This is a genomic window from Pseudoduganella ginsengisoli, assembly GCF_009720865.1.
In the GTDB taxonomy this organism is placed as follows: domain Bacteria; phylum Pseudomonadota; class Gammaproteobacteria; order Burkholderiales; family Burkholderiaceae_D; genus Rugamonas; species Rugamonas ginsengisoli.
Window position 1 is genome coordinate 23,129 of sequence record NZ_WNLA01000001.1, and the last position, 20,554, is coordinate 43,682.

General features: G+C 57.1%; 20 protein-coding genes. 5 read left to right on the top strand and 15 right to left on the bottom strand.

Going from position 1 to position 20,554, the window contains the following annotated elements; genetic code table 11:
- Window positions 1-15: 15 nt before the first annotated feature.
- From GM668_RS00090 to flgB, 3 genes are read right to left on the bottom strand one after another with little or no spacing between them, the layout of a single operon-like run.
- Entirely contained in the window at window positions 16-702 is a 687-nt protein-coding gene (locus GM668_RS00090; RefSeq protein WP_155436910.1) for a flagellar hook assembly protein FlgD, read from the bottom strand.
- Between the two features lie 26 nt (window positions 703-728).
- The gene (gene flgC / locus GM668_RS00095) at window positions 729-1,139 is read right to left on the bottom strand and encodes a flagellar basal body rod protein FlgC (RefSeq protein ID WP_155436911.1); all 411 of its coding nucleotides are present in this window, start codon (window positions 1,137-1,139) and stop codon (window positions 729-731) included.
- A gap of 2 nt (window positions 1,140-1,141) precedes the next feature.
- The gene (gene flgB / locus GM668_RS00100; RefSeq protein ID WP_155436912.1) at window positions 1,142-1,564 is read right to left on the bottom strand and encodes a flagellar basal body rod protein FlgB; all 423 of its coding nucleotides are present in this window, start codon (window positions 1,562-1,564) and stop codon (window positions 1,142-1,144) included.
- Window positions 1,565-1,709: 145 nt separating this feature from the next.
- On the opposite strand from flgB, the gene flgA reads away from it, so the two are divergent.
- The 3 genes from flgA (at window position 1,710) to GM668_RS00115 (ending at window position 3,302) form a co-directional block, all read left to right on the top strand.
- Window positions 1,710-2,399: a flagellar basal body P-ring formation chaperone FlgA gene (gene flgA / locus GM668_RS00105; RefSeq protein WP_155436913.1), complete on the top strand. Its 690-nt coding sequence runs from the start codon at window positions 1,710-1,712 to the stop codon at window positions 2,397-2,399.
- Window positions 2,400-2,516: 117 nt separating this feature from the next.
- A complete protein-coding gene (gene flgM / locus GM668_RS00110) occupies window positions 2,517-2,825 on the top strand; it encodes a flagellar biosynthesis anti-sigma factor FlgM (protein WP_170305431.1) in 309 nt (102 codons plus the stop codon).
- A 9-nt stretch (window positions 2,826-2,834) separates the two neighbouring features.
- The gene (locus GM668_RS00115) at window positions 2,835-3,302 is read left to right on the top strand and encodes a flagella synthesis protein FlgN (RefSeq protein WP_155436914.1); all 468 of its coding nucleotides are present in this window, start codon (window positions 2,835-2,837) and stop codon (window positions 3,300-3,302) included.
- A gap of 104 nt (window positions 3,303-3,406) precedes the next feature.
- Here GM668_RS00115 and GM668_RS31885 read toward each other — a convergent pair whose 3' ends face one another.
- The 8 genes from GM668_RS31885 to flhB all read right to left on the bottom strand — a co-directional run bounded on the left by GM668_RS31885 (window position 3,407) and on the right by flhB (window position 12,208).
- Complete coding sequence (locus GM668_RS31885) at window positions 3,407-3,895, bottom strand: REP-associated tyrosine transposase (RefSeq protein ID WP_155436915.1); 489 nt, start codon at window positions 3,893-3,895, stop codon at window positions 3,407-3,409.
- A gap of 182 nt (window positions 3,896-4,077) precedes the next feature.
- The gene (gene motD, locus GM668_RS00125; protein WP_155436916.1) at window positions 4,078-4,857 is read right to left on the bottom strand and encodes a flagellar motor protein MotD; all 780 of its coding nucleotides are present in this window, start codon (window positions 4,855-4,857) and stop codon (window positions 4,078-4,080) included.
- A 1-nt stretch (window position 4,858) separates the two neighbouring features.
- Window positions 4,859-5,605 carry a flagellar motor protein gene (locus GM668_RS00130; protein WP_155436917.1) on the bottom strand — a complete coding sequence of 249 codons (747 nt, stop codon included), beginning with the start codon at window positions 5,603-5,605 and terminating at the stop codon, window positions 4,859-4,861.
- Window positions 5,587-6,318, bottom strand: a complete 732-nt coding sequence (locus tag GM668_RS00135; protein WP_155436918.1) for an RNA polymerase sigma factor FliA — start codon at window positions 6,316-6,318, stop codon at window positions 5,587-5,589. The genes GM668_RS00130 and GM668_RS00135 overlap by 19 nt, the downstream gene beginning before the upstream one ends.
- 62 nt (window positions 6,319-6,380) lie before the next feature.
- Window positions 6,381-7,190: a MinD/ParA family ATP-binding protein gene (locus GM668_RS00140; RefSeq protein ID WP_155436919.1), complete on the bottom strand. Its 810-nt coding sequence runs from the start codon at window positions 7,188-7,190 to the stop codon at window positions 6,381-6,383.
- Window positions 7,183-8,658: a flagellar biosynthesis GTPase FlhF gene (gene flhF / locus GM668_RS00145; RefSeq protein WP_155436920.1), complete on the bottom strand. Its 1,476-nt coding sequence runs from the start codon at window positions 8,656-8,658 to the stop codon at window positions 7,183-7,185. Before flhF ends, GM668_RS00140 begins: the two co-directional genes overlap by 8 nt.
- 230 nt (window positions 8,659-8,888) lie before the next feature.
- On the bottom strand, window positions 8,889-10,988 hold the full coding sequence (flhA, locus tag GM668_RS00150) for a flagellar biosynthesis protein FlhA (protein WP_371868628.1): 2,100 nt from the start codon (window positions 10,986-10,988) through the stop codon (window positions 8,889-8,891).
- Window positions 10,989-11,056: 68 nt separating this feature from the next.
- Window positions 11,057-12,208 (bottom strand): flagellar biosynthesis protein FlhB, encoded by a 1,152-nt coding sequence (gene flhB / locus GM668_RS00155; RefSeq protein ID WP_155436922.1) that lies wholly within the window; start codon window positions 12,206-12,208, stop codon window positions 11,057-11,059.
- 182 nt (window positions 12,209-12,390) lie between these two features.
- Here flhB and GM668_RS00160 point away from each other — a divergent pair, with 182 nt between their 5' ends.
- A complete protein-coding gene (locus GM668_RS00160) occupies window positions 12,391-13,236 on the top strand; it encodes a hypothetical protein (protein ID WP_155436923.1) in 846 nt (281 codons plus the stop codon).
- A gap of 60 nt (window positions 13,237-13,296) precedes the next feature.
- On the opposite strand, the gene GM668_RS00165 is transcribed toward GM668_RS00160, so the two are convergent.
- On the bottom strand, window positions 13,297-14,055 hold the full coding sequence (locus tag GM668_RS00165; RefSeq protein WP_155436924.1) for a hypothetical protein: 759 nt from the start codon (window positions 14,053-14,055) through the stop codon (window positions 13,297-13,299).
- A gap of 44 nt (window positions 14,056-14,099) precedes the next feature.
- Entirely contained in the window at window positions 14,100-16,226 is a 2,127-nt protein-coding gene (locus tag GM668_RS00170; RefSeq protein WP_170305432.1) for a YjbH domain-containing protein, read from the bottom strand.
- A 468-nt stretch (window positions 16,227-16,694) separates the two neighbouring features.
- Here GM668_RS00170 and GM668_RS00175 point away from each other — a divergent pair, with 468 nt between their 5' ends.
- Window positions 16,695-18,629, top strand: coding sequence for a polysaccharide biosynthesis protein (locus GM668_RS00175; RefSeq protein ID WP_155436926.1), 1,935 nt, complete (start codon window positions 16,695-16,697; stop codon window positions 18,627-18,629).
- Between the two features lie 101 nt (window positions 18,630-18,730).
- Here GM668_RS00175 and GM668_RS00180 read toward each other — a convergent pair whose 3' ends face one another.
- Both GM668_RS00180 and GM668_RS00185 read right to left on the bottom strand, forming a co-directional pair.
- A complete protein-coding gene (locus GM668_RS00180) occupies window positions 18,731-19,699 on the bottom strand; it encodes a transketolase family protein (protein WP_155436927.1) in 969 nt (322 codons plus the stop codon).
- Window positions 19,700-20,515 carry a transketolase gene (locus GM668_RS00185; protein ID WP_155436928.1) on the bottom strand — a complete coding sequence of 272 codons (816 nt, stop codon included), beginning with the start codon at window positions 20,513-20,515 and terminating at the stop codon, window positions 19,700-19,702.
- Window positions 20,516-20,554 lie beyond the last annotated feature (39 nt).

The window sequence follows — 20,554 nt, forward strand, 5'->3', positions numbered from 1 at the left end:
TCCCCTGGTAGTGGGTTACAGAATTTGTTTGATGTCGTCCATCGTCAGCTGCGCGCCCGAAGGCAAGTTCAGCTTGACGCCGGCTGCGCCGGTCGAGACGCTTTGAATCACATTGAAGGACAGTGCCGTCGCATCCTTCAACACTTCGCCACCGCGCTTGGCAGTGATGGTAAAGCTGTATTTACCGTCTGGAACGGTGACGCCGTCATTGTTTTTGCCATCCCATGCCAGCGGCGCGGTACCGGCCTCGGACGCACCCAGGCTGACCGATTTCACCAGCTTGCCGGCCGGGCTGAAGATTTGCACGTCCACGCTGTCGGCTGGCGTGGCCAGGTCGACGCCATAAATGCCGCCTTTGCCTTCGCTGACATTGATGGTCTTGCCGGCGGAAAGAATGCCGTGGTTGATGAGGCTGGTCGCCTGCAAGCTTTCCGACGACTTATAGCTGGCCTTCAGCGACTCCAGCGTGTCATTCAATTTGTTCACGCCCGTCACCGTGGACAGTTGCGCAAACTGGCTGGTGACGGCCGCATTGTCCAGCGGGTTCATCGGGTCCTGGTTTTTCAGCTGCGTGACCAGCAGCGTCATGAATTTGTCTTGCTCGGCCGTCACGCTGTCCGTGGCCGTTGCCTTTTTGGGATTGACGCTGTTCAGCAGGGCTTCGGATGGGCCGGCCACAGCAGCGGTGTTCGTTACGCTCATGATGTTTATCCAGTGTTATTGTGTGATCAGCCCTGGCCGATCGTCAGCGTCTTCAGCAGCATGGTCTTGGCCGCATTCATGGTTTCCACGTTGGTCTGGTACGAACGCGATGCCGACAGCATGTTGACCATTTCATCGACCACGTTCACGTTGGGCATCGACACATAACCCTTGTCGTCGGCCATCGGATGCTTGGGGTCATACACTTGTTTCAGCGGCGATGGATCTTCAATCACGCGCTGCACCTTGACGCTGGTGGCGGCGCCATTGCTTTGCGACGGCTGCGCTTCAAACACCACTTGCTTGGCGCGGTACGCTTCGCCGCTGGCGCTGGTGGCGCTGTCCGCGTTGGCCAGGTTGGATGCCACCACGTTCAGGCGCTGTGCCTGCGCGCTCATGGCTGAACCGGAAACATTGAAAATATTAAAAAGCGACATGATTACTGGCCTCCCTGGATTGCCGCCATCAAGCCTTTGATTTGCGAATTGATCAGCGTGATACCGGCTTCATAACGCAGCGCATTGTCGGCAAACTGGTTGCGCTCGACGTCCATATCGACGGTATTGCCGTCGACAGCGCCTTGCACGGTGCCGCGGTATTGCAGCGGCGTACCGTCCGGCAGCAGCATGCCGGCCTGCGTGGGATTCGGATAATGCTTGGGCGCCGTGGTCTTCAGCGATTGCTGCGCACCGCCGCTGCGGTCCATCGCGCCTTTCAGCGCCGCCGTGAAATCAAAATCGCGTGCTTTATAGTTAGGCGTATCGCCGTTCGCGATGTTCGACGCCAGCACGGTCTGGCGCTGCGAGCGCAGGCTCAATGCCGTCTCATTAAAGCGCAGGTAATCGTCCAGTTTCCCTAACATTGCGAACTCTCCATCAGTGATGGAAGCCATCTTACGCAGATGTGGTCCAGTGCGATCGAACGATAAGCCCGGGTTTTGGGGCCTTATTCCGGGCTTGGGATTTGCTGCCACGACCTATCATGGCAACATTCGACGAGGTCCCGCTATGAAACTGCCCACTCTCACTGCACTGTTATTGGTTTGTTCTTCCGCTTTCGCGCAGCAGCCGGCACGCCAGGACTTGAACCAGCTGAAATTAACGGTTGAACAATTCCTGCAAAGCCAGGTGGCCGGCATGGCGGGCCAGATCAGCGTCGCGGTAGGCCCGATCGACCAGCGCATGTCGCTGGCCGCCTGCCCCCAGCCGCAGGCTTTCTTCATGCCGGGCGCCCGTGCCTGGGGCAAGACCACGGTGGGCGTACGGTGTGCGGCCCCCTCCGCCTGGACGGTGTATATTCAAGCCAATGTCTCGGTGCAGGCGGATTACGTGGCCAGCGCCGTGCCGCTGGCGCAGGGCCAGCCCATTGAAATGAGCCAACTGGTCATGGTGCGCGGCGACTTGACCACGCTGCCGGCCGGTGTCGCGACTGACATCAATCAAATCATTGGCCGCAGCAGCAATGTATCGCTGGCGGCTGGGACGCCCATGCGGCTCGATACACTGCGCAGCAAACCCGTCGTACAGTCGGGACAGCTGGTAAAACTGGTATCGGGCAACGCCAGCTTCCGTGTGTCGTCTGAAGCACGGGCAGTGGCAACGGCATCGGAAGGACAAATGGTGGCCGTACGGACTGCCAGCGGGACGCAAGTGACGGGCATTGCCCGGGCTGGAGGACTGGTCGAAGTAACTTTTTAAAAGTTGCTTTGGGTAATGAGAAAAAATTGCTCTTCGGTAAGCTAAAGTTTCATCAAGTTGTGCCGTTAGAGACTCATACCCCGGAGTGTCACACTCCAACCAGATGAGGATGATGCTGTGAAAATTAACGACACACTTAAGGGCACGCCAGGCTTACCGTCGTCGTCCCCGGCGTCGGCAAATAATGCGCGCAGTGCGGAAAAAGCCGCCACCACGCCGGTTGCGACTGACAGTGTCCGCCTGTCCTCGCAAGGCCAGGCGCTGGCAGCGAGCGGCGCCAGCGCTAGCGGCGGCGTGTTCGATACGCAAAAGGTCGACCGGATCAAGGAAGCCATTGCCAGTGGCAAATTCCAGGTCAATTCTGAAAAAGTGGCGGATGGTTTGCTGGAAACAGTGAAAGATTTGCTGCATTCACGCAAACGTTAGGAACTTTAAATGCAAACGGTATCGCCGATGGACAGCCTGCGCGAAGAGCAGCGCGTCATGACTTCCCTGCTGGAAGTACTGAAACAGGAACAGCAATGCCTGATTTCAGCGGATATCGATGCATTAACCGCCCTCACCCCGGCCAAGAACGCGTTGGTCAATGACATGGCCGTACTGGCCAGCCAGCGCCACAGCGCGCTGGGCGCTGCAGGATACAAACCCGAAGAAGCAGGCATGGAAGCCTGGCTGGCCGCCAGCGGCGATGCCGGCGCACAAGCATTCTGGCAGCAAGTGCTGCAACAAACCCGCGAAGCCAAAGAGTTGAACCGCATCAACGGTTCGCTGATCAACAAACACCTCCACCACACGCAGGGCGCACTGCAAGCGCTGCGCCCGCAAAGCCCGGCGCCGAATATGTATGGGCCGACGGGGCAGACTACCAGCACGGCGACGCGGCGGGGATTTGTCGCGGGCTAACTCTGGCGGATTACGCGCTGTTCGCTTATCTGCCCTACAACGATTGCCACGGAATCTGATGTAGGCCGGATTAGGTGCAACGCGCCGTAATCCGGTATGCCAGCCTACTCCAAATTAATTTCGTCCAGCCCCCTGCCCGCACACCAATCCGCAGGATAAGCCCCAAACTTCACATACCTGTGAAAACTCGACCAAGGCCAATCCCGCACACTAGCAACAATTCCATGTTTGACGGGATTCCAGTGAATGTAGTCGAGATGCTTATGCAGATCCGCATCATCCCGGATCGCATGCTCCCAATAACGCGGTTGCCAAATTCTGGCCCCGCACGCTTGCGTTACGCGCGTTTTTATCAAACGCCAGCGGGTTGAATAGTCACTATCGCCCTCCGGTAGCGTCCAGATGGTGTGCAAATGATCAGGTAGAAGAACGAAACCAGGGATGCTAAACGCCAGTCCAGAGCGGACATGGGCAAACGCACTTCTCAAGGCACCTCGCACCATCTCTTGGCGGAAAACTGGCTGTCGGCCACTAGCGACAACTGTAAAAAAATAGGTGTGCCCTGGAAGATACAGGCGGTGGTAGCTGGACATGGCAGCCTCGCATCAAGGTACAGATCTACCACATTAGCGACGCTGGATGATCACTACCCCGGAAAAATCAATGTAGGCCGGATTAGGCGCAACGCGCCGCAATCCGGCCTAGGTGCCGCGGACACGCTTGGCGGATTACGCGCTTTGCACTAATCCGCCCTACAGCAAACGATAGCAACTATTTATTGATTTGGCTCAGCTTGCGGGGCTGGCGCCACTTCCGTCGTCGGCTCAGGAATCCCCGACAAAATCGTCACCGCCACACGCCGGTTGCGCGCCTTGCCCTCGCTATCGGAGTTGGACGCGACAGGAATATTGTCGGCATGCCCCACCGCCGACATGCGCGGCGGCGGCACCCCGGCCTCGATAAACAGGCGCACGACAGCACCGGCCCGGGCCGCCGACAATTCCCAATTGGACGGGAAATTCGCATTGCTGATCGGCGTATTATCCGTATGTCCTTCCACCTGCACCGCATGGGGATCATTTTTTAGGATATTCGCCACTTCCGTCAGCGCTTCGCGCGACGCCGGCGTCAATTTCGCCTGCCCCGGATCAAACAGCACGGACGCATTGATTTCCACGCTGACACCACGGCTGTTTTGCGTGACCCGCACCTTGCCTTCTTTCACGAGCGGCGCCATGGTCGATAGCAAATCCTGCGCCAGCTTCGTCATTTGCTCTTTTTCCTTGCGCAGCAATTCTGTGCGGCGCTTCAGCGCAGGATTCGGGATCGGCAAGTTCAGCACTTGGGTATTGATGGGCGTGGCGGAACCCTGGCCGCCGAAGGCATCGCCCAGCGCATCGGAAAACACTTTGTATTTGCCGATGTTGACGGACGAAATCGCATACATGACGACAAAGAACGCGAACAGCAGCGTAATGAAATCCGAATAGGAAATCAGCCACCGTTCGTGGTTTTCCGGTTCATCATCGAATTTGCGGCGGGCGCGGCGCTGCATGTCAGTGCTCGCGCAACAAGGTGGCAATCCGTTCGTCAATCACGCGGCTGTGGTCGCCCGTGGCAATGTCATAAAACACGGCGGCCGCAATTTCCTGCTGGTGCACTTGCTGCGTGACGATGTTTTTCAGCTTGTTGGCAATCGGATAAAAGAACAGATTCGCCAGCCCGACACCGTAAATCGTGGACACAAAGGCAATGGCAATACCCGGCCCCAGCCGTGACGGATCGGCCAGGTTTTCCATCACCTGGATCAAACCCAGCACGGCGCCCAGGATGCCGATGGTCGGCGAATAACCGGCGGCCGATTCCCAGATCCGTACAGCCTGGCGTTCCGCTGTTTCAAACGCCGTGATTTCCGTATCCAGCAACTGGCGCAGCTTGTCGGGATTGATACCATCGACGATCAGGCGCAAGCCTTTCGCATTGAACTTGTCCTTGGATGACAGCATGTAGCGCTCCAGCGACAAATGGCCGTCGCGCTTGGCGGAATTGTTCCAGGCGGCGATATCGCGGGCCAGTGCGGCGCGGCTGTCCGCTGGCGGAGCAATAATCCAGCGCAGCATTTGTATGCCGCGCGAAAAGGTTTGAGGACGGGTTTGCAGCAGCACGGCGCCCAGTGTACCGACCACGACAATGGCAAACGCGGCTGGCTGCAACAGCGAACTGAGCTTGCCACCTTCCATGCCCTGGCCGATCAGCACACCGGCCACCCCGAGAATAATGCCCGCTATGCTGGCCCAGTCCATGCCTGCTCCCGGAGCGACGCACGCAGGCGTGCCACCGCTTGCGTATGCAATTGCGATACGCGTGATTCAGAAACGCCCATGACGGCGCCGATTTCCTTCAAATTCAACTCTTCTTCGTAATACAGGCCCATCAGCATTTTTTCGCGCGGCGGCAAGCCATCGATGGCGTCAATGACGGCCTGGCGGAAGTCCGTGTCGAGCAGCGCGCGCAGCGGGTCCGCATCTTCGTCCGAGCAATAGCGGTCGAGGAAGCTGTCGTTGCCGTCGTCGTCGTGGAAATCTTCGTAGTAAACCAGCTGGTGGCCGCCGCCTTCGGACAGCATTTCCTGGTAATCCGCCAGCGACAGCTTCAATGACTTCGCCACTTCCGATTCGCTGGGCGGACGTCCCAGGCGCTGCTGCAGCACCGCCATGGCATTTTCAATTTTGCGCATGTCTTGCCGCATCGAGCGCGGCAGCCAGTCGCTGTTGCGCAGCTCGTCGAGCATGGCGCCGCGTATGCGCATCACTGCATAAGTCTCAAACTGGGCGCCGTGGGTTTCTTCATAGCGGTTGATTGCGTCGAGCAAGCCGATCATTCCGGCCTGCACGAGATCGTCCACTTCCACGCTGGGCGGCAGTTTCGCCTTCATATGATGGGCGAGACGCTTAACTAACGGCATGTGCTCCGTCAGCAGCGTATTTTTGTCCGCTTTCCCTTTGACCGTGTACATAACTCTTTTTAGTTCTTTTCTTTCTGCATGCTATGCAAAGGCGACTGGGACTCGCACTAAATTTAGTTGTAAGCAGCATACCGGTGATTTGAGCCTGCGAGCGCCAAACGCCCTGCCAATTCGCGGAATGCGACCGATGCGCCGGCCAGCGGAAATGCGTCGACCACCGCGCGCCCAAGGCGTGCGGCCCGCTGCAGGTATTCGTCCGCCGGCACCGATCCCATCGACACCAGGTTGACTGCCAGATATCGACTCGCCGCTTGCGCCATATTATCGTAAACCACCCGTGCTTCGGCCTCTGATGCGCCGGTGACAAGAATACCGAACGGCCGGCGGCCCAATTCCATGTTCAGGCGCTTGATCATGGCGTACGCATTCGTGATCGACGTGGCGCTGTTCGACACTTGCACGACGATCTCGGAACTGGCCATCACAGGGACAGGAAACGCCGTGCCGTCGAATTCACCATCGACAATGACCATGCCCGTCTGCTTGGCCAGCACATCAAAGGCTTTCGCCAGGCGGCGGGTTTCCACCGGCCCCGTGCTGCGCACGCCCCGTGTCATCGATACCACACCAAACCCTTGCGGCACCTGGTAAATCACCTGGTTCAAGCCGCATTCCTGGCGCGCCACGTCCAGCAGGCTGGCGCCGTTATCGACGCCAAGGCGCGATGCGACACCGTGCGCCGACGCGCAGGCGTCAACCAGCAGCACGTCATTGCCGGCACGGGCCAGCGACGCGCCCAGGTTAACCAGCATGGAACCTTTGTCATCCTGCGGCGTAGCGGACAGGAACGTCACAATGCGGGGCTGCGGCCCCGCCAGCATACGGCGGAGACCCTCCGCCTGGTCAAAATTAAAGTTAGCCAAGATGCACCTCGCGCATGTCGTGGGCGGCGCCCGACATCAGCAGCGGCAAATCACCATCGTGGTACTGGGCAGCCGCGCCTTGTTTCAGGCGGAAGGCGCGCTCGACCAGCTGGGCCGGGTCGGCCAGATGCAAGTCTTCCGGAACGCGCTGGCCATTAGACACGTAAAACATATTAAGTTTCTGGCGGATGACCACATCGAGCACATTGCCGATCGATGCCGCTTCGTCCAGCTTGGTCATGATGCAGCCGGCCAGGCCGCTGCCCTGATAGGCGCGCACCACTTCGTTCAACGTTTCCTGGGTCGACGTGGCATTCATGCACAGCAGGCGTTTCACCGGCACGTCAGAGCCTTGCAGCATGGCGATCTGTTCCGCCACCATGTGGTCGCGCTGGCTCATGCCCACGGTATCGATCAGCACGGTGTGCTTGTTGCGCAATTCTTTCAGGGCGATGCGCAAGTCCGCTTCATCTTTGACCGAATGCACCATGACGCCAAGGATCTTGCCGTAGATGCGCAACTGTTCGTGCGCGCCGATACGGTAGGCATCGGTGGTGATCAGCGCCAGCTTTTCCGGGCCGTGACGCATCACGCAGCGGGCCGCCAGTTTCGCGGTGCTGGTGGTTTTGCCGACGCCGGTCGGGCCGACCAGGGCGAATACGCCGCCCTGCTCGATCAGCTGGTCTTCATTGGCGATGGCGGTCAAGTTGCGCGTCAAGACGGTTTTGATCCAGCGCAGGCTGTCTGCCGCGTCGCGGCCGGCCGGCAGTTTTTCAATCAGGTAGCGCGCCAGGCTGGCCGAGAAACCTGCGGCCAGCATTTCACGCAGCACGGCGGCTTTTTGCGGTTCGCGCTGCTGGGTCGAGCCCCAGGAGATTTCCGCCAGTTGCGTTTCCATCATGCCGCGCATGGCGCGCAATTCATTCATCATGCTGCTCATTTCAGCGGCAGCCGTGGCTTTCGCACCGGCGACAGCTTCCGCCACCATGGCGGTGATGCGTTCCATGTCCAGCGCAGGGGCGGCTGGCTTGGCGGGTGCATGCGGCTGTGGGGCGGGACGGGCGGCTGGGCGCTCGATATTCAGCGCCGGCGCTGCCGGAGCCGCATATTGCGGTGCTGGGCGGGCTGCCAAGGCAGGACGCGCCACCGCGGGCGCAGCTGGCTGGCGCGGGGCCGCCGGACGCGCAGGCACGGCAGGGGCGGCGGAAGCGCGGGCCTGGTACGCATCAAAGGCATCGAACGCGTCCATCGGTGCATCCGGCAAGTCCAGGTACGGGTCCGGATGCGCCATCGGCGAATCCGGTGCGGGGGACGCCAGCGAAGCCGCATCGTCATTGGCCAGGGCAAGGATTTCCACTTCGCCATCGGTTGGACGGTTAGAGAGGATCACGGCATCCGGACCCAGCGCTTCGCGCACCTTGCGCAGCGCTTCACGCGACGTTGGTGCAGTAAATTTTTTGACGTTCATGGCTTTTCCCCTGTTTTTCGCAGGCCCGGCGTTCTCGATGCGCAGGGCTCACTTCGACAGTTGCATTATTGGGGATGCAACGGGGAAACAATCGATGGAATAAGACGGGGAAAAGCCCTTAATTAAGGCCATGGCCTTCCGGCCAAACTACTTGCCAAACTGCAAAAAAGTGCCAGGGACTTTTTTTCCGAGCGGAATTTAAGTCCCTAGCACTTTTTTTCCAGAAGGAATTACTGGGCGCCAACCAGCGCCGTCACGCGTATCGTCTTCGACTCAGGAATCTCCGCATGCGACAGCACCTTCAGCTGCGGCAGCGCGCGGCGCAGGAAGCGCGCCAGCAGCACGCGCAGCGGCCCCGGCACCAGCAGCACCGGCGTCAAGCCCAGCGCTTCCTGCTGCGCCGCCGCCTGCCCTGCTGATTGCGCAATGGTATCGGCCAGCCCCGGCTCGATCCCGGCGCCATCCGCTCCGCCCTGCGCCATCGCTTGCATCAGCAGGCGTTCGAGGCGGTTATCCAAAGTGATCACGGACAGTTCGCCGCCAGTCGGGAACAGTTGCTGCACAATGGCGCGGCCCAGCGCAATACGCACCAGCGCCGTCAATTCATTTGGATCCTGGGTCACGGCCGTATGTTCGGCTAAGGTCTCAATGATCGAACGCATATCGCGGATATGCACGCCTTCGGCCAGCAAGTTTTGCAATACTTTTTGCAGCGCCGACAGCGACATCATCTTCGGCACCAGGTCTTCCACCAGCTTCGGCGATTCTTTCGACAAGTGATCCAGCAGCGACTGCACTTCCGCGCGGCCCAGCAATTCAGACGCGTGCGTGGTGATCAAGTGATTCAAGTGCGTGGCCACCACGGTACCGGCATCGACCACCGTGTAACCCATGGTTTGCGCCTGGTCGCGCAGCCCAGCATCGATCCAGATGGCAGGCAAGCCGAAAGCAGGATCTTGCGTCACCAGGCCCGGCAGCGTACCGCTTGCCATGCCGGGATTGATGGCCAGATATTGGCCATTGAATGCTTCGCCCGCGCCGACTTCCACGCCTTTGAGCGCGATACGGTAGGCGGAAGGTTTGAGTTCCAGGTTGTCGCGGATGTGCACAGGCGGCGCCAGGAAGCCCACTTCCTGCGCAAACTTCTTGCGGATGCCCTTGATGCGCTTCAGCAGTTCGCCGCCCTGCGCCTTGTCCACCAGTGGAATCAGGCGGTAGCCCACTTCCAGGCCCAGCGTATCGACCGGCAACACGTCTTGCCACGTTGCTTCTTCCGATTCCTGCGGCGGTGCGGCAGCCGCACCGGTTTGCGCCGCCTCCGCTGCAGCGGCGGCTTCCGGCGACCCTGGCAATGGCGGCGCGCCCTCTTTCGCACGCTTAGCCAACAGGTAGCCGCCGCCAATCAGCGCCGACGACAGCAGCAGGAACACCAGGTTCGGCATGCCAGGAATCACACCCATGCCGCCAATGATGGCGCCCGTGATATACAGCACCTGCGGCTTGGCAAACAGCTGCCCCACCACCTGCGTACCCACGTCCTGCTCGCTGGCCACGCGCGAGACGACAATACCGGCCGCGATGGAAATCACCAGCGAAGGAATCTGCGCCACCAGGCCGTCGCCAATGGCCAACAACGTATAAGTCTTGGCCGCTTCGCCAAACGCCAGGTCGTGCTGGATGATACCAACCAGCAAGCCGCCAACGATGTTAATCACGGTCACCATGATGCCGGCCACGGCATCGCCACGCACGTACTTCGACGCACCGTCCATCGCGCCGTAGAATTCCGCTTCCATCGACACTTCGCTGCGGCGCTTGCGCGCTTCCGCTTCGCCGATCAAACCGGCGTTCAAGTCCGCGTCAATGGCCATCTGCTTGCCCGGCATGGCGTCCAACGCGAAACGGGCGCCCACTTCAGCGATACGGCCCGCACCCTTGGTCACGACGGTGAAGTTAATAATGGTCAAAATGATGAACACGACGATACCGACTGTGTAATTACCGCCGATCAGGAAGTGGCCGAACGCTTCAATCACTTTGCCGGCCGCCGCGCCGCCGGTATGGCCTTCCGTCAGCACGACGCGGGTCGAAGCCACGTTCAGCGACAGGCGCAGCATGGTCGATACCAGCAGCACGGCCGGGAAAGCCATGAAATCCAGCGGTTTGACCGTGTACAGGCTGGTCAGCAGCACGATGATGGACAGCGCAATATTAAAGCTGAAGAACAAGTCGAGAATGAACGCCGGCAGCGGCAAGATCATCATTACCAGCAGCATGATGATCAGGATCGGCGCCGCCAGGCTCTTGCTGCGGCCCGCAGGCAAGCTCATGCCGCCGACACGTTCGGACAGCCATGGTGGCAGGTAGGCGTTCAAGCTCTTCATTGCTAATTACTCCGTTAATTCTTCTTCTGTGATGCAGGGTTGTGCGGATCCATGTCGTCCGGCACGTCCAGCTTGGTTGGGCGGTCTGGATAGCGCAGGCCCGGCTTGAACATGCGCAGCTGGTAGACATAGGCCAGCACTTCAGCCACGGCAGCATACAGGCGCTCAGGGATCTCGTCACCGATATCGCTGTGTTTAAACAACGCACGGGCCAGCGGCGGCGCTTCCAGGATCGTCACTTTGTGTTCTTTCGCCAGTTCACGGATCTTGGCCGCCACTTCATCCGTACCCTTCGCCACGACTTTCGGTGCACCGCGCGAACCTTCCGCATATTTCAGCGCCACTGCATAGTGCGTGGGGTTGGTTACCACCACGTCAGCAGTCGGCACATCGGCCATCATGCGGCGCTTGGCCATCTCGCGCTGCATCTGGCGGATCTTGCCCTTGATTTGCGGATTACCATCCGATTCCTTCGATTCCTGGATGATTTCCTGGCGCGTCATTTTCAATTTGTTGGCGTAATGCCACAGCTGGTATGGCGCATCAATGGCGGCAATAAAACCCAGCGAGCCGACGATGAACATAAAACTCATCGCCAGCATTTCAATCATATGCGCCATGCCCAGCTTTAACGGTTCCGTCACCAGCTGGATCACGGCTTCGCGCTGGCGCATCACCACCAGATACGCGACAAAGCCCACGACAATGGTCTTGCCGATGGCTTTGACCAGTTCCACCAGCGCGTTGGTGGAAATCATGTTGGTCAGCCCATTGATGGGGTTGAGCTTCATGAAATTCGGCGCAATGGCTTTGCCGGAAAACAGCCAGCCGCCCACCAGCATGGGCGAAATCAGCGCCACCATCATCACGGCCAGGCCCAGCGGCAGGCAGGCCAGCATCACGCGGCCGATATCGACGCCGACGCGCGTCAGCAGCACGTCGGGGTGATAGATTTGCTCAGGCGTCAGGGCCAGGCCGGACACCATGGCGGAACTCAAGTCCCGCACCAGGCCGGAACCCGTCATCCACAGGCCGGCGCCGGCAGTCATCAAGACAGTAAAGGTCGCGACTTCGCGCGACCTGGGAACGTCGCCTTCTTCACGCGCCTGCTCGAGGCGCTTCTGTGACGCCGGTTCTGTCTTTTCGCTTTCGCTTTCTTCTGCCATGAGCCGCACCTTCGCAATCGATGGGCTCGATTATCGCGCGCGGGCAAGAACGGCTATCGGAGGAACAACGGGGGTTTTCCCCGATAGCTTGAGCTTTCCAATAGGAAACTAGCTGCGATGCTTATGCAGAAATTACAAGCTGTGCTATCGTCAGCCCGCCACCAAATTGCAACCAAAGAATTATGGAAATTACAAACTCGGTCATCCTGCTTCAACCTGGCATTTATATTTTGCGGCACCCGAATGACGGCCAGCCGCCGATGACGATTTCCCGCGCTCCTGGCGATCCGGCCCATAATGGCCGCATCGAGGCCATCTGGACGCCGGGCACCATGGGGGCAACACTGCGCGACGGCAGCGATTGCATCGTCATGCATGTGCAAGATGCACCGGCGGAATTGCTGGTCAGCGCCTTTGTGCAAGTGCCTGGGCTGGGAGCACTACCCGCCTTGCGCATCGACAAAATTAACCTGGATGAGCCGGCGCCGCCAACAGAAGCGCCGCCGCCTTCCCCACCGCCTGAAGCGGCGCCAGCTGAGCGTAAATTCTCCATCAGTGAAACCGGGGTGTCGCTGGTAGGCCACATCGAACGCGTTGGCGATGCGGTGGCAACGGAAGGGGACCTCCTGGGCGATCCGGAAAGCAATCTGCGTCTGGAAGGTTTCCTGGCGGTCTGGCCGGACCGGCCACAGGGCGTAGACCTCGCGTATAACGCAGTGGTGGAAGGACTGGGCCTGACAGCAACGACCGGCACCGGGCATTACTGCGGCAGCAAGGGCGAATCGCGCCGCATCTCGGAAGTGACGTTCGCGCTGATCGGCGCGGGCGCCGGGCAATTTGCGCTGGAAGGCAGTGCGCACTTTTCAGGGGGATTCAGTGCGCCGGTCAGCTCCGGCGTCACCGTCAAAGGGCCTGAGAACGGCCATTTGACGGCGCTGCGGCTGAATGTCATTCCTGTCGCGGCGGAAAATCCGTGGGAACAGGCGCCTCGGGCCAAGGTGTTTGGCATCAAACGGCCAGCGAAATAAACACACGTAAAAAAACCACGGTCCTCGCGGGCCGTGGCTTCTTGAAACTACTCGAACGACTTAGTTGCCGCCAGTTGCGCCGGTCACGCGGTTCTGGTTAGCGTTCTGCACAGCAGCTTGCGCCACTGCGGTCGAAGGTGCGCCGGTTGCGGTGATCACAGCTTTGGCTTTCAGCGTATCCAGCACCTTGTCCAGTGCGTCGCCGGCGTTCGGATTCGTGGACGTTGCGGCAGTCATTGGCGCGTTCAGGAAGTTGGTCGGAATCGTCACGCCGCCACCGGCTGCAGTGGTAATCACCTGGATCAGGTTGGTCACCGATTTAGTCAACAAAGTCTGGTTGCTCAACACTGTTTGCACGCCGGTGTTCGTTACCAGAGCGGCTGCATTGGCATTGCCAGCAGCACCAGCCTGGGTGGCAACATAGTTGACCAGCAGTTCGGTCAGCGGGGTGATATTGGCGCGCTGGCCGTCACCGGTCGCGAACGAACGCAGGGTTGCGCCGCCGGACGTGGTTACCTGCAGAACGCAAGGACCAACAGCGTCTGCATTCGCATCGGAAGCCGTCACCGTATAGTTACCATCGGCGCCGGTCGTCGCGGTCCCTGCGCCGGTACGGCAAGCAGCAGCCACAGGGCCATTAGCAACGGCCAGGCCGGTAGCAGCGGTACCAGTAATGGTCAGCGTTTTCTTAGGTACTGGTGGTGGGGTAACTGGCTCGCTGCCACCGTCGCCACCGCAAGCTGCCAGGGTGGAAACCATACCTGCCGCCAGCAACCATTTGAAAGTCGTGGAGAGTTTCAGGGAGCGGGAACTGTGCATGTGTATTTCCTCTTTCAGATGAAAAAATTGAATAAGACGGCAGTTTAAGGAACCACCGATGCATAAACCAAAGCAGCTTCACGCATACGTTGTAACTGGCTGACAAAGTAATCCTTGCCAGTACGTGCGTGGTTTAAGAGATTACCCCTCGCACTATATACCATTGGCAATTCCTCAACAACACTATTTGTGATGCAATTGCACTTGCCTTTACTTGCCAAACGAGTTTCCAGCTTGAATGGGAAGCTGCTGGAACCTTCAAGATGCGTCCAGCCCGGGCGCATCCCCTGGCGAGGCGTCAAAGGAAACGCCAGGGAGAAGCCGACTTTTTTATCCGCTTCACTCGTCCTTAAATAAGCCTGCGCCTGAATATCACCATACCAGCGACTCAACTGAAGCGAAGGTCCTTTATCTTTTGACTGGTACCGGTTATACCCCAATTCTGCTGTAATGCCCAGCGGCTGATATGCCCACAAATATGATGCACTGGCTGCTCTGATATCCTGGCGCAACCCATAAAAATCAATGCGATGCATACGGCTGGCTTGCAAGCGGACCTGATCGTCGCGATACGGGACAAACCAAGTGGTTTCATTTTGGAAGCCAGTCGCATCGTAATTGAATTTACCTCCAGTAGTAACATTCAAAACGCGGTCGGTTACCCAAAATGCCTGACTTAAAATAGCCGCCTTCAATTTATTGGGCTGTTGTGCATAACCCAAGAAACCATGCTTTACGTCATCTGATTCAGCCAGCGTACGAACATAGCTGACACCCGCTTCCGCCCCCCTCCAGAGAGGAACATATGCCTGAATATTCATGGACAGCGAATAATCGAACACCCCTAGTTCTGTACCGACAAACTTGATCAATTGAGGATCAATGCGCACCCGCGAGTATCCCCGCGCACCCTCTGCATTATTCAGCCAGCGAACATCCGAACCATCACCGGGTCGGTAGCGCACTGACAGTGTTGAGCGGGCCTCATAATCGCTTCCATCCCGCAAGAATCGCGCATAGCTTCGGCGATCAATACTAACCTGATACAGAGGCAATCCGGTTTTCTTCGTCACTGCAGACACCGTTGCCACATCTGCCGGCGCTGCTACCGCACCAACACCCAGAACAATGCCAAGCGCATCGGCTTCGTTCTGATTGTAGCGGTGATTTTCATATTCGATCACTAATTCATTGCCACGCTGGCCGACGCGCACGCGCTCCAGGCCCGCCTTTTCCACCTGAACCTGTATGCGCTGCAACACTTCAGCTGGAATATCACTTGTTTTTGCACCAACAAGATCGACTTGCGCCCCCCCCACATCAACACCGGACGGCGGAGTCCAAAGCGGCGCCATTGAGTTGGATTGCTGAGGGGAAGACCCGGTACGGCTTGGTACCGGAGGCGTCCATATCGGCTCATCTGGCAACGAAACCTTGCGCACCGCACGTGCATTCGGACCAAATGGGACGGTCAGTGCGAGATTAACCCCGCTGTTATTCACACGTACGCCATCCGGCGCATGCATTCCCAATGTACGTTGTACCCCAACAACAATATGCGTGTTTGCAAATTGCGACAATGGCCTGCTGACATAGCGCATCCCCGCAACATAACCGCCACTGACGCGTTCAGCCAGTACCGACGCACCGCTATTCCACAGCGCATACTCCGCACTACCAAACATGCCGCGCAAATAGGTCTGGCCTGAAGCCTTACCAATGTTAAGCCGCAATGGCCCCCACGTATCACTTACCGCAACATACTTGGAGCTGAAGTAAGGATTGCCACCACCTAAATCATTGACGCCAAAGGCAATATCCGGCTGAAAATTGAAAATTTTCGGAATGCCGATTTTTACATTCGCCGACAAATCGCGCACACCATTATTGCTTGGCGTGCCTGGATAATTTGCCAGCCGTCCCGACAATTCAACATATGGCAACAGCCCGATACCGAACTGATAGTTTTCACCGCGTTTTTGCTTATAGAATTCAGGTTCCGACGCATTATTCAAACCAAATACCGCAACGCCGTCACGCAAAACCGCCCCATCCGGCACAGTTAGCGCTCCGGATGAGCCCGACATCGCCATTGCACCAACTTCAGCAGGGTGGCGCAGCGGCGCATCAAGAGCAGATGAATCTGCAGAAAACGCCAGCACATCAGACATCGGCGCTGCGATAACCAAAGGAAGAATCAAATGGCAGGAACGAGGCACGTAGGGGCTAACTTTCACTCGGGTGGACAACATAAACACATCGTTTGATTATCTCATACGCAATATCTTTTCACCAATGATGGTCGAAAATGTTGTACGTAGACCACTTATATGCACGACGATAGCAACCATGCAGCTTTTCAATCTTAGAATGGAACAGCAGTGACCCGCAATGATGGGGGCGATACGGTATTTAGCGATAATTCGATAGATTCCCGGTCTACAACATCATGTAAAATTAGGCAATTTCCAACTGCAGCATGGCTAGGTTAGAATTAAGACAACTTTTCTTGCACCAACTTGAGCTCTTCCGCTCCGTTTTCCGGTCATTACGCAACACGGCCACGGACTGTAATGCGATCGGTATGTATTTCTCATAAGAGGCGGTGCAGCTGGGCTACTAGCTATCCTGACGCATAGATGAAGAACACTTTCCTGAACCTTTCCCGCCGGCAAAAGCAATTAATTGCCGCCATTACAGATGCAATCTGTCTCCCCCTAATCTTCAGCCTGGCGCTAGCGCTTCACCTGGAAACACTGCAAGGATCCACCTTTGGACATTTCACTTGGTGGGCTCTGGCCACCAGCCTGTTTGCTATCCCAACTTTTGCCATGTTGGGCTTGTATCGGGCTGTGGTGCGCTACATTGATCAAAAAATTATTGGCACCGTTGTAGCGGGGGTCACGCTTTCGGTACTGGTCCTGGCTGAAACAGCACACCAACTTCAGGCGCCATTGCTAACCCCGGCAGTATTTATCATCTATTCAGTGACGGCGGTACTTTACGTGCTCATTAGCCGCCTGATTGCTCGGAGCATATTCGCCGGAGCTTACATCGGCGGCGATCGCCGGCGTGTTGCCATCTATGGCGCCGGCCAAGGCGGCAGTTTGCTGGCCAACGCCCTGAAACCCAGCCGCGAATACAATCCCATCCTGTTTGTTGATGACAACCCGCAACGCCAGAACACAACCATAGGCGGCATTCGCGTTTATTCGCCTGCGCATTTGGGTCGGCTGGCAGCGCAACACAACATCGATACGGTATTGCTTGCGATGCCATCGCTAAGTACTGATGAGCAACGGCTGATTGTTGCCCGCTTGGCTGACTTGAAGCTCAAAATCAAAATTACGCCTCCCATCGCAGATTTGTTGCGCGGAAATGCACAAGTGCAAGACGTAAGGGAGATTGAAATTGATGATTTACTGGGTCGCAATTCCGTTGCTCCTGACCCGCATTTAATGTCACCGTGTATTGAAGGGAAAGCCGTGCTGGTCAGCGGCGCAGGCGGTTCAATCGGCTCTGAACTATGCCGCCAGATTATTTTACTTAAACCATCACGCCTGGCATTACTTGAATTATCAGAATTTGCACTGTATTCGATTGAACAGGAATTAAAGGAAATCATTGCCATGCATGGTCTCGAAGTGGAATTGCTTCCCTTCGTAGGTTCTGTTTTGGATTATGAGAAGTGCAAACGCATTATGACGTCGCTGGGCATTGAAACGGTCTACCATGCGGCGGCATACAAGCACGTTCCGCTGGTCGAGCACAATCCCATTGAAGGCATCCGGAACAATGTTTTTGGCACGTTGAACTTTGCCAAAGCCGCTATCGCCGCTAGCGTCAATTGTTTTATCCTGATTTCCACTGATAAAGCTGTGCGCCCGACCAATGTCATGGGGGCTACTAAACGGCTTGCCGAACTGATCTTGCAAGCCTTTACACGACAAGGCAGTAACACGCGGTTTTCCATGGTCCGCTTCGGCAACGTCCTCGGATCATCAGGCTCTGTAGTCCCTCTGTTCCGCAAGCAAATTGCAGCAGGTGGCCCAATCACACTAACGCACCCGGAAATTACCCGCTACTTCATGACCATTCCCGAAGCAGCGCAATTGGTACTTCAGGCGGGTTCGATGGCCACCGGTGGCGACGTATTTGTGTTGGATATGGGAGAACCTGTCCGTATCGCCGACTTGGCACAGCGTATGGTGCAATTGAGCGGACAAGAAGTGAAATCTCCCGCCTGTCCGCATGGGAATATCGAGATCCGCTTTATTGGTTTGCGCCCAGGAGAAAAACTGTACGAAGAGCTTCTGATCGGCAATAACGTCTCCGGCACGTCGCATCCGTTGATCATGCGTGCCCAGGAAACTGAAATAGACTGGCCATTCCTGGAAATCATGCTGAAGCAATTAGACGAAGCTTGCGACCGTATGGAGCACGACACCATCCGCAACCAGTTGATGAAAATGGTCAGGGAATATCGGCCGAATTCACCAATTTCCGACCTGTTATGGCTTGAGCAAGAACCTCAGGAAATCATTGAAACCATGCGTGCCGATACGATTGCCTGAACAGAATTTCCAGATAAAAAAATGCCCCGGCGCTTTTCAGCGCCGGGGCATTTTTTATGGGAATCGCTATCAGCCGGTGCGTAGATTCCCGGCCAACAACCTCAGTCCAGACTGTCCATAATTTTCTGTGCGATCTTGTTCGCAACCAAGCCATATTTGTCCAGCAAATAACGGTACTCCGCAGTTTTGCCGAACAAATCCGGCAAGCCAATAATGACCTGTGCCGGCGCGTTGCGGAAGCCCGCCTTGTATTCGGCTACGGCACTACCCAGGCCACCAATGACGCTGTGCTCTTCCACCGTCACGATCAGCTTCGACGATTTAATCGCCTTGTCGAGCACCGCGGTATCGAGCGGCTTAATCGTATGCATATTTACCACGGTCGCCGACACGCCTTGCGCTTCCAGCAATTTGGCGGCTTCCAGCGATTCATACACCATGGTGCCGTTGGCAACGATGGTAATATCGGTACCTTCGCGCAAAGTGATTGCTTTACCGATTTCGAACTCGTAATCCCCTTGGTACACCATCGGGTTATTCGGCGCCCCCGTCAGGCGGATATACAGCGGGCCGTCAAACTTGGCCGCGGCAAACACACATTTGACGATTTCCATGCAGTCCGCTGGCGACACCACCGTCATATTCGGGATGGCGCGCATCACGGCGGCATCTTCGATACCGTAGTGTGAATTGCCCAGGTAAGCCATCGATACACCGCTGCCGATCGCCACGGCTTTCACCGGCAGATTCATATATCCCATGTTCATGCGAATCTGCTCACTGGCACGCATCGACAGGAAGGGTGCAAACGACGTGGCAAACACGTTCAAGCCTTCCTTCGCCAAACCTGCGGCCACACCAATCAGGTTTTGCTCGGCAATGCCGACATTCAGGAATTGCGACGGATAGGCTTTCTTGAAACGGTCCAGCCCCGACGAATTACCCAGGTCAGCCGACAGGACCATCAAATCCGGCGTGGATTCCGCCAGCGCCAGAATAGCTTGTCCAAACACGCCGCGCGAGCCCAGACGGGACCATTGACGCGCATTACTTGCAGTGAATTCGACCATTTAATTTCCTTCCAATTCGATCAGAGCCTGCTCATAGTGCGTTTTCGTCAAACGGTTATGATGCCACTCGTTATTATTTTCCATAAACTTCACGCCCTTACCCTTGACGGTATGGGCGACCAGTACCTTAGGTTTGCCTTCGACCTGGCAATTCACCAGTGCATTGTGGATTTCAGGAATGTTGTGGCCATCGATGCCGCAAACGTTCCAGCCAAAAGCCTTCCATTTGTCTTCAAAGTTGCCGAAATCGATGATGTCCGGCGCAGCGCCATCGCTCTGCAGGCGGTTGTAGTCAACGATGGCCACCAGATTATCCAGCTTCAACTGGGCGGCGCACATCACCGCTTCCCAAACGGAGCCTTCGTTGCATTCGCCATCGCCCAGCAAGACGTAAATCTTGTGGTCCATGCCTTTCTTTTTCGCGGCCAGCGCCAAGCCGACACCCAGCGACAAGCCTTGCCCCAGGCTGCCGTTGGATGATTCCATGCCCAGCTCCATATTCATGACCGGGTGGGCAATCAAATCACTTTCATTGGTCTGGAACGTGGCAAATTTTTCTTCGCTGATGATGCCGGCAGCCAGCAGTGCGCTGAAATAGCCCAGTACGCCGTGCCCCTTGCTAAGAATAAAGCGATCGCGGCCTTCCCACGCCGGATTATCTTTCTGAAAGCGCATCACGCTGCCATACAGGGTCGCCGTGATATCCACCATCGACAAGCCACCGCCCAAATGCGCGCTCAGGTTGCAGGTATGGCTAATGTCGAGAATGCTCCTTCTCATTTTCAGCGCCATGTCGCGGATAGCCTGTTCATTCATTCTCATCACTCCTTGATATTAAATTCTGAAAACACTGGC